This is a genomic window from Pseudomonas sp. NFX15 (genome assembly GCF_049132105.1).
GTDB lineage: Bacteria > Pseudomonadota > Gammaproteobacteria > Pseudomonadales > Pseudomonadaceae > Aquipseudomonas.
The window spans coordinates 355,415-363,415 of sequence record NZ_JAFMPV010000002.1; the positions used below are offsets into that span (position 1 = coordinate 355,415).

At 62.6% G+C, this 8,001-nt stretch carries 7 protein-coding genes; 5 read left to right on the forward strand and 2 right to left on the reverse strand.

Annotated elements, in window-relative coordinates; translation table 11 throughout:
- The first annotated feature begins 3 nt into the window (after positions 1–3).
- Positions 4–2,655 carry a DUF4118 domain-containing protein gene (locus J1D76_RS03775; protein WP_421137094.1) on the forward strand — a complete coding sequence of 884 codons (2,652 nt, stop codon included), beginning with the start codon at positions 4–6 and terminating at the stop codon, positions 2,653–2,655.
- A gap of 48 nt (positions 2,656–2,703) precedes the next feature.
- On the forward strand, positions 2,704–3,402 hold the full coding sequence (locus J1D76_RS03780; protein WP_421137095.1) for a response regulator: 699 nt from the start codon (positions 2,704–2,706) through the stop codon (positions 3,400–3,402).
- Between the two features lie 124 nt (positions 3,403–3,526).
- Here J1D76_RS03780 and J1D76_RS03785 read toward each other — a convergent pair whose 3' ends face one another.
- Complete coding sequence (locus J1D76_RS03785) at positions 3,527–4,564, reverse strand: patatin-like phospholipase family protein (protein WP_421137096.1); 1,038 nt, start codon at positions 4,562–4,564, stop codon at positions 3,527–3,529.
- 221 nt (positions 4,565–4,785) lie between these two features.
- Here J1D76_RS03785 and J1D76_RS03790 point away from each other — a divergent pair, with 221 nt between their 5' ends.
- The 3 genes from J1D76_RS03790 (at position 4,786) to J1D76_RS03800 (ending at position 6,959) form a co-directional block, all read left to right on the forward strand.
- Positions 4,786–5,064, forward strand: coding sequence for a hypothetical protein (locus J1D76_RS03790; protein WP_421137097.1), 279 nt, complete (start codon positions 4,786–4,788; stop codon positions 5,062–5,064).
- Positions 5,065–5,170: 106 nt separating this feature from the next.
- Positions 5,171–5,929: a CHAD domain-containing protein gene (locus J1D76_RS03795; RefSeq protein ID WP_421137098.1), complete on the forward strand. Its 759-nt coding sequence runs from the start codon at positions 5,171–5,173 to the stop codon at positions 5,927–5,929.
- A gap of 232 nt (positions 5,930–6,161) precedes the next feature.
- Positions 6,162–6,959 (forward strand): acyl-CoA thioesterase, encoded by a 798-nt coding sequence (locus tag J1D76_RS03800; protein WP_421137099.1) that lies wholly within the window; start codon positions 6,162–6,164, stop codon positions 6,957–6,959.
- Here the strand turns inward: J1D76_RS03800 and J1D76_RS03805 are convergent, their stop codons facing one another.
- Positions 6,960–7,325 (reverse strand): terminase, encoded by a 366-nt coding sequence (locus J1D76_RS03805; protein ID WP_421137100.1) that lies wholly within the window; start codon positions 7,323–7,325, stop codon positions 6,960–6,962.
- Positions 7,326–8,001 lie beyond the last annotated feature (676 nt).

Below are 8,001 nucleotides of genomic sequence, written 5' to 3' on the forward strand. Positions count from 1 at the left end.
AGCATGAGCAACTCCGGCCGCGCCGACGCGCTGTTAGCAGACCTGCCCCGCGATGGCCGTGGCCGGCTCAAGGTGTTTCTCGGCGCCGCGCCGGGTGTCGGCAAGACTTACGCCATGTTGCAAGCGGCCCACACCCAACTGCGCCAGGGGGTGAAGATCATCGCCGGCGTCGTCGAAACCCACGGTCGGGCCGAGACCGAAGCCTTGCTCAGTGGCTTGCCGCAACAGCCGTTGGTGCGTTCGGAATACCGTGGCGTGATGCTCGAAGAAATGGATCTCGACGGGCTGCTCGCCGCCAAACCGAAACTGGTGCTGGTGGACGAACTGGCGCACAGCAACGCGCCGGGCAGCCGTCATGAAAAACGCTGGCAAGACATTCAGGAATTGCTCGCCGCCGGCATCGACGTGTACACCACGGTCAACGTCCAGCACCTGGAAAGTCTCAACGACCAGGTGCGCGGCATCACCGGCGTGCAGGTCCGCGAAACCCTGCCGGACTGGGTACTGCAGGAAGCCTACGAACTGCTGCTGATCGACCTGCCACCGCGAGAATTGCTGGAGCGTCTGCGTGACGGCAAGGTGTATGTGCCGGAGCAGGCTAGGGCGGCCATCGACGCGTTCTTTTCCCAAACCAACCTGACAGCCCTGCGTGAACTGGCGATGCAGACCGCGGCGGCGCAGGTCGATAACGACCTGGCCCAGGGCTATCGACAACTCGGTCAAGCGGCGCCGGCCGTGCGTGGGCGCTTGCTGGTCGGCGTCGATGGCGATGCCCAGGCCGAACGCCTGGTGCGTCACGCCAGTCGCGTGGCGCAGCGTCGGCATCTGCCCTGGAGCCTGGTGCATGTGGATAACGGCAGTGTGCGTGACGAGCAGTCGCGCCTGCGCCTGCAAGGTGCCCAGCAACTGGCGGAGCGACTGGGCGGCGAAGTGGTGTTGCTACGTGCCGGGGAGGTGGCGAAAACCCTGATCCAGCACGCCGCCGAACGGCGCGCCAGCCTGGTGCTGGTCGGTCAGTCCCGGCCGCGTTTGCGCCGGCGTCTGTTCGGTGGCGGGCTGGCGGCGCGGTTGCTGCGCAATGCGCGTGGGCTGGAAATCAACGTTCTCGACAGCGATCACCCACAACATCAACCCCGACAGCGGTCGATGCAGTCGCTGGTGTGGTTCGACTATGCGCTGGCGCTGGTGGCGACAGTGTTGGCCAGTGCCCTGGCCTGGGGCGTGGCGAGTGTGCTGCCGCTGCCCAATATTTCGTTGGTGTTTCTCGCTGCGGTATTGCTGGTGGCGGTGCGCAGCAGCCTCGGGCCGGCGCTGGCCTGTGCGGCGCTGTCGTTCCTGACCTATGACTTCCTGTTCATTCCGCCGAATTTTTCCTTCAGTATCCAGCGCGAAGAAGACGTGCTGACCTTGCTGTTTTTTCTGCTGATGGCGGCCCTCACCGGCAACCTTGCGGCACGTCAGCGCCGGCAATTGCAGGCCCTGCGCGATACCCAGGAAGAGACCAGCGAATTGCTCGACCTGTCGCGCAAACTCACCGCCGCCACTGACCGCCAGGCCGTGGTCAGCGCGGCTGCCCAGCACCTCAACGGCTGGAGCGATGTGCAATTGTGCCTGCTCAATCGTGACGGGCAACATGGCTGGAAGGTCGAAACCGGTGGCCCACTGGAATTCACCGAGGCCGAGCGCGCCGCCGCCGACTGGGCGTGGCAGCACGATCAACCGGCGGGAGCGGGCACCGGCACGCTGCCGTTTGGCCGCTGGTGGTGGTGGCCGTTGTCGGTGGAGGACGGCCCGTTGGCATTGCTCGGCGTCTGCGCCCGGGAAGGCCAGGCCCTGAGCGGCCAGCGCCGGCGTTTGCTGACCGCGCTGAGCCAACCATTGGCCCAAGCGCTGGCCCGGGCGCAACTGGCCGATGACCTGGAAGCGGCGCGGCTGCACGGCGAAACCGAGCAACTGCGCAGCGCCTTGCTGGCCTCCGTGTCCCACGACTTGCGTACACCGCTGACCTCGATGCGCGGCAGCATCGACAGTTTGCTGGCCTTGGGGGAAGCGATCCCGCTGGAAGATCGCCGTGAGCTGCTCGAAGGCACCCGCGATGAAGCCGAACGCCTCGACCGCTACATTCAAAACCTGCTCGACATGACTCGCCTCGGCCACGGTGCCTTGAAGCTGGCGCGGGACTGGGTGTCGCCGGCGGACATCGTCGGCAGTGCGCTCAATCGCCTGCGGGCTGTGCTCGCGTGGCTGCAGGTCAGCACCGACGTACCGGCGCAGTTACCGTTGCTGTACGTGCATGCGGCGCTGATCGAGCAGGCACTGATCAACGTGCTGGAAAACGCCGCACGATTTTCGCCAACCAACGGGCGTTTGCAATTGCGCGCCGGGGCCGATGACAGGGAGCTGTTTTTCTCGGTCAGCGATGAAGGCCCGGGCATTCCGGAGGAGGACCGGGCGAAGATTTTCGACATGTTCTACACCGCCGCGCGAGGTGATCGTGGCGGGCAAGGCACCGGGCTGGGATTGGCGATCTGCCAGGGCATGGTCGGTGCCCACGGCGGACGCATCAGCGTCGCCGACGGCATAGACGGGCGCGGCACCTGCATCACCTTGCACCTGCCGCTGCAGGCTCAGCCAGGTTACGAAAGTGAAGCCTGATCGCACTTGCGCTACTCTTTTGCCACTTCATTGCATCGATGTGAATTCATGAGCCAGACCGCGACCATTTTGGTCATCGACGACGAACCGCAGATCCGCAAGTTCCTGCGCATCAGCCTGGCTTCCCAGGGTTACAAAGTACTGGAGGCTGGCACCGGCAACGAAGGCCTGGCGCAAGCGGCGTTGAACAAACCGGATTTGCTGGTGCTTGATTTGGGCCTTCCGGACATGGATGGCCAGCAGGTGCTGCGCGAGTTTCGCGAGTGGTCGACGGCGCCGGTATTGGTGCTGTCGGTGCGCGCCGGTGAAGGGCAGAAGGTCGAGGCCCTGGACGGTGGCGCCAACGACTACGTGACCAAGCCGTTCGGCATCCAGGAATTCCTCGCGCGGATTCGGGCGTTGCTGCGCCAGGCACCGGTGGGCGAGGTCCAACCCGCGGCGCTGAGCTTCGGCCCATTGACGGTCGACCTGGCGTATCGCCGGGTGCTGCTCGACGGTACCGAAGTCGCGCTGACCCGCAAGGAGTATGCGGTGCTGGCGCAATTGGCGCGGCATCCGGGGCGGGTGATCACCCAGCAGCAATTGCTCAAGGACATCTGGGGGCCGACCCACACCGAAGACACGCATTACCTGCGCATCGTGGTCGGGCATTTGCGGCAGAAGCTCGCGGATGACCCGACCCGGCCTCGGTTCATTGGGACCGAGGCGGGCGTGGGGTATCGGTTGTTGAGTGAGGACAGCCTTTAGTTTCGCGCTGAATGATCCAGCCCCATCGCGGGCAAGCCCGCTCCTGCATTTGGAATGCAATCCCCTGTAGGAGTGAGCCTGCTCGCGATGAGGGCCTCACATTCAATCGAGAACTTCCAGACAATCAGTTCTGCTCATTCTCATACCGGTCCAGCGTATCCCGCGCAATCTCGCGCCCCAGCGCGATCAGCTCCGGCGCCTTGTAGAACTCGAAAAAACGACACACGCGCTTGGGCACGTTGATCAGAATGTCTGGCGGATACCCGGCAATCTTGTATTGCGCCAACGACGTCTGCATCACCTCGAAACTCTGGTTGATCAAGTCCAGCAGTGACGCCGGCCCGACGTTGTCGATGATGAACGAACCAGTGGCGGAGCGCGGCGCGGCACTGGCCTCCGGAGCGGCGGCGGGTTGTTGCGCCTCGGGTTCGGCGGATTGGATCCATGGATTGAGGTCCGCGCCTTCGGCCCGCAGCGCTTCTTGTTCCAGGATCAACAATTGCTCGGCTGGTTTGCGACGGAACGGCAACTTCGAACCGAGGGAATTGATCAGGCTGTCGAAGCGGGTCCTGAACGCGGCGGGGCGCTGGATCACTGGCAGCTGATAGTGACGCTGGTTGGTGGAGTTGAGGTTGACCGCGATGATCAAGTCGCAATGGCTCGATACCACTGGCACGATCGGCAACGGATTGAGAATCCCGCCATCGACCAGCATGCGGTTGCCCTGCATCACCGGAGTAAACAGGCTGGGAATCGCCGCCGAGGCGCGCATCGCCTGGTGCAGGCAGCCTTCCTGGAACCAGATTTCCTGCTGGTTGGTCAGGTCGGCGGCGACAGCGGTGTAGGGAATGCGCAGGTCTTCGATATTGATCTCGCCGACAATCTTGCGGATCTGCCCGAAGACCTTCTCGCCGCGAATCGCCCCCAGGCGAAAACTGACGTCCACCAGGCGCAACACATCGAGGTAATCCAGGCGCTCGATCCAGTCGCGGTACTCGTTGAGTTTGCCGGCGGCGTAGATGCCGCCGACCACTGCCCCCATGGAACAACCGGCGATGCAGGCAATGTCATAGCCGCGCCGTTCAATCTCTTCAATAACCCCGATATGTGCATAACCCCTGGCTCCACCCGAGCCCAATACCAGTGCGACACGCTTTTTCATGAATCGCCCTCGTCTGAATGGTTCAACAATGCACCCTTCGAGGGCCAGGCATCAATCGCCATGGTCGTTCGAGGGAGTGGGAGCGTCGTATTTTCGACACTCCATGGCGGCGCAAGGTTATTCTCGCCAGCACTATAGTTTGCACAGTGGACCAACGGCACTTTTCAGGTGCCGGACCGTCTTACCTGCACGACTGTTGACCTATCTTCGAGGAGTAAATGATGAAAGCCTGGATCTGCGTACCATTGATTGCCCTGGCGCTTGCCGGTTGTGCCGGTAAAACCGCCTATCGCGACAGCTGTGGTAGCAACCTGGACGCTGCATGGCATGAACTGGACCTGGCCAAGGCTGAAGGTTTCGCCGGGACCGTCAGCTACTCCAAAGCCTTGTCGTTGTTGACCGCTGCCAAGACCCAGCAACAATTCGAAGGGTTCGAAGGGTGCGCGAGCAAAGCCGAGAAGGCCCGCTTCTATATCCGCGAGTCGCGCGCGGGGCGCTAAACAGTGCTAGTCCTGTAGGAGTCGGCTTGCCGGCGAAAGGCTCTCGAATATTGACGTGACCTGACGTCACCCTGGCTGGCAGGCCTGTTTACCGGAGTAAACCCCCATGATCGATCGGTTGGTGGCTCATGTCCTGGGCCTGGAAATTCGTCTGCTGGCCTGTCAGGCACGGCTCAACGAGCGGACTGACCCTGAAGCATTGCACGACCTGCGCACCACGATGCGCCGGCTACGCAGCCTGCTGCGTCCCTTGCGCGGGTTGCCCGGTGTCGAGCAACTGGAAGCGGCCGCCTCGCGGGTCGGCGATCTAACCACGCCGTTGCGCGACCGTGAGGTGCTGGCGGGGTACTTGCTTGAGCACCATCAACCGCAAGCCGCACAGCGACGCATTGCGCAAATGGCCGAGGCCTATCCGGCCGTGGCAGGCAGTGCCGAGCTCGCGCAATTGTTGATCGTCCTCGATGCTTTTCCCCGGTTTCTGCGCGCCGCCCAGCGTCAGGGCTTGCTCAAGGGGTTGCGCCAGCGCGTCGAAAAACGCCTGGGCAAGCAATGGAAAAAACTCGACGAGGCGCTGCACGACCCGGCCCACGACCGTCATCGGTTGCGCTTGTTGATCAAGCGTGTGCGTTATGGCATCGATGCCTACCCCGAGCTGGACCGATTGCCCAAAAAAGCCATGCCCCGATTGAAGGCCGCCCAGGGCGCACTGGGGGACTGGCACGATTGCGTGCAATGGTTGGCGATGGCTGAACAAGAAGCGGATTTGCAACCTTGCGTGCCCATGTGGAAAGCCACCATGGCCACGGCGGAGCGCCGCGCCGACAAGGTGCTGGAAAAACTCAGCCGCGATTGCTTCAAATCCTGAGATCACCCTAGAACCCTTGTAGGAGCGAGCTTGCTCGCGAAAGCGGTATGTCAGTCGGCATGGATGCTGGAGCTGATGGCCTCTTCGCGCGCAGGCTCGCTCCCACAGGGGATTGTGTTCGGCGCGAGGCGTGGGCGACTTATCTGTCAGTCAATTTGGCCGGAATAGGCGATGTTTCTGCTGCGCCAGATGGTTAAGATCGCCAGGTCTTTTTCCTTCCATTGAGGTTCCCATGCGCTTTTCCGACCTGCTTGACGCTGTCCGTAGCCAGCCGCAGGAGCTGTCTATTCCGGCCTCCTGGGCGCAAGGGCGGGCCAGTTTTGGTGGCCTGGTGGCCGCTTTGCAGTACGAAGCCATGCGCGCGCAGGTGCCGGCGGATCGCCCGGTGCGTTCGTTGGCGATTACCTTCGTCGGCCCGGTCGAGCCAGAGGTGCCGGTCAGTTTTGAAGTCGACGTGCTGCGTGAAGGCAAGGCCGTCAGCCAGGTGTTGGGCCGGGCGGTGCAGAAGGGGCAAGTGGTGACGCTGATCCAGGGCAGCTTTGGCGCCTCGCGGCCCTCGGAAGTCGCAGTGGTTGCTGAGCCGGCACCGCCAATGAAGCACTGGGACGAATGCCAGGAATTGCCCTTTATCGAAGGCGTCATCCCGGAGTTCATGCGGCATCTGGCGATGCGCTGGAGTGTCGGCGGGCTGCCATTCAGCGGTAGCACCTCGCGGCAAATGGGCGGCTGGGTGCGCTTGCGCGGCGATGTGAAGGAAGAGGCCATCAGCGAGGCGCATATCCTGGCACTGGTGGATGCCTGGCCGCCGGCCCTGATGCCGTTCCTGAAGAAACCGGCGATGGGCAGTACGCTGACGTGGACCATCGAATTCGTGCAGCCGCTATTGGAACTGACCACGCTGGATTGGTGCAAATACCTGGTCGAAACCGAACACGCCGCCGACGGCTACGGGCATGCCGCCGCGAAAATGTGGAGCGCGGACGGGCGGCTGATTGCGATGAGCCGGCAGACGGTGACGGTGTTCGCCTGATCAGTGACGGCGGTGGCGCTCACGCCATGCGCGCCACCAACCGCCGCTGAGGAAAAACCGCGGAAAGGTCAGGAATTGCTCGACCAACAGCCGCGAAATTGCATCCCTACGGTCACTGAACGGTTCGGCGATTTGCACCTCCAGGCTGTGGCCGTGGCGTTGCAAGGCCAGCGCGGCAATCACACCGATCACGCCGATGGCGACGTTGGCCAGGCTCAGGCTGAACACACCGGAAACGATCAGCAAAAACGCCACGATGAACAGCGGCACCGCGATCAGGTGCAGCACCAGGTTGGTCGGGTGCTGATGATTGTTCGGGTACGCTCGCCATTGCCAGGCGGGAAGGTTGGGGTGACGTTTGCCCATGATGCCGATCCTCGATCCGTATTGAACTCATGGAATGAAGAATAGGCGCGCTCGGCAGGGGCGGCGAATCAAGGCTGGCTATGGGCCTGATAGGCGTCATGATCGATATCGATGGCTCCGCAACACCGGCATTGGCGTCTGGCGCAGTCCCTGTGGGGGCTGGCTTGCCAGCGAAGGCATTCGATCAGCCAGCATCCATGTTGCTGACACATCGCTTTCGCTGGCAAGCCAGCTCCTACAAGGTTCTCGGCTGTTCCGGGCATTGGCGTCTGGCTCAGTCCCTGAGGAACTGGCTTGCCAGCGAAGGCATTCGATCAGCCAGCATCCATGTTGCTGACACATCGCTTTCGCTGGCAAGCCAGCTCCTACAAGGTTCTCGGCTGTTCCGGGCATTGGCGTCTGGCTCAGTCCCTGAGGAACTGGCTTGCCAGCGAAGGCATTCGATCAGCCAGCATCCATGTTGCTGACACATCGCTTTCGCTGGCAAGCCAGCTCCTACAAGGTTCTCGGCTGTTCCGGGCATTGGCGTCTGGCTCAGTCCCTGAGGAACTGGCTTGCCAGCGAAGGCATTCGATCAGCCAGCATCCATGATGCTGACACATCGCTTTCGCTGGCAAGCCAGCTCCTACAAGGTTCTCGGCTGTTCCCGGCATTGGCGTCTGGCTCAGTCCCTGAG

Coding starts and splice junctions, on each gene's coding strand:
- J1D76_RS03780 (WP_421137095.1), top strand. CDS start 2,704: ATGAGCCAGACCGCGACCATTTTGGTCATCGACGACGAACCGCAGATC.
- J1D76_RS03775 (WP_421137094.1), top strand. CDS start 4: ATGAGCAACTCCGGCCGCGCCGACGCGCTGTTAGCAGACCTGCCCCGC.
- J1D76_RS03805 (WP_421137100.1), bottom strand. CDS start 7,325: ATGGGCAAACGTCACCCCAACCTTCCCGCCTGGCAATGGCGAGCGTAC.
- J1D76_RS03790 (WP_421137097.1), top strand. CDS start 4,786: ATGAAAGCCTGGATCTGCGTACCATTGATTGCCCTGGCGCTTGCCGGT.
- J1D76_RS03795 (WP_421137098.1), top strand. CDS start 5,171: ATGATCGATCGGTTGGTGGCTCATGTCCTGGGCCTGGAAATTCGTCTG.
- J1D76_RS03800 (WP_421137099.1), top strand. CDS start 6,162: ATGCGCTTTTCCGACCTGCTTGACGCTGTCCGTAGCCAGCCGCAGGAG.
- J1D76_RS03785 (WP_421137096.1), bottom strand. CDS start 4,564: ATGAAAAAGCGTGTCGCACTGGTATTGGGCTCGGGTGGAGCCAGGGGT.